The following is an 884-nucleotide window of genomic DNA, read 5'->3' on the forward strand; positions in this document are numbered from 1 at the left end:
TCCGCTTCTAACTCTAAAGCCCTTCTCGAGACCTCAAGCAAAGGGCGATAAATAACAGTTCCACAACATAAGCCTGCTAGGCGGAATAGCCGATAAGCCCTTAACACCACTACCGCGCAATGCCCTAATCAACACCGTTTCAGCCTGATCGTTTTGATGATGACCCTGGAGCAACACATCACCATCATTTAGCAGCCTCTCGAAAACTTCGTAACGAGCCTTCCTGGCTGCGGCCTCTAGCCCTTCACCACTCGCAGTAACTGATACACGCTCTACATAGCAAGGAATAGATAGCTCCTGGCACACCTGCTGACAATGACGAGCCCAGTCGTCTGCGTTTTTACTAAGCCCATGATGAACATGTATTGCTGATAAAGCTAAGGAGGGGTTTAATAAACGAAAAGTATGCAAGAGNACGATAGAGTCCAAGCCACCACTCAAGGCAACAACATAGCGTTTGGACTCGGGCACTCTTTTTAATGCCTGCAAGATCACCGGGGAAACCTTCATCTCACTCACAGAGCACCCTATTTGACTATTTACTCTTTAACGTAGGCCGTTAAACGTTGATAGCGCTGATCCATTAATTCTTCAGTATCTAAAGCCGAAAGTTCATCAAGCCCTGCAATAAGCTGAGCCTTCAATTGAGTAGCCATCTCGGGCATATTTCTATGTGCACCGCCTAAAGGCTCCTCTATGACGCCATCAACCAGACCTAATTCTTTCAGACGTTGAGCGTTAACCCCCATCGCTTCAGCCGCATCAGCTGCATACTCAGCACTTTTCCACAGAATGGAGGCACAACCCTCAGGGGAAATAACAGAATAAGTTGAGTACTGAAGCATATTTAGACGATCACAGACACCAATAGCCAGCGCGCCACC

1 protein-coding gene and 1 pseudogene are annotated in these 884 nt (G+C 47.6%); both read right to left on the reverse strand.

The features are described 5' to 3' along the window. Positions 1–33: 33 nt before the first annotated feature. Positions 34–510: a tRNA lysidine(34) synthetase TilS gene (tilS, locus tag A3729_RS06200; RefSeq protein ID WP_068633418.1), complete on the reverse strand. Its 477-nt coding sequence runs from the start codon at positions 508–510 to the stop codon at positions 34–36. A gap of 29 nt (positions 511–539) precedes the next feature. Continuing rightward, positions 540–884: pseudogene (locus A3729_RS06205) on the reverse strand (acetyl-CoA carboxylase carboxyl transferase subunit alpha); the annotation flags it as partial.

This window comes from Oleiphilus sp. HI0043 (genome assembly GCF_001634935.1).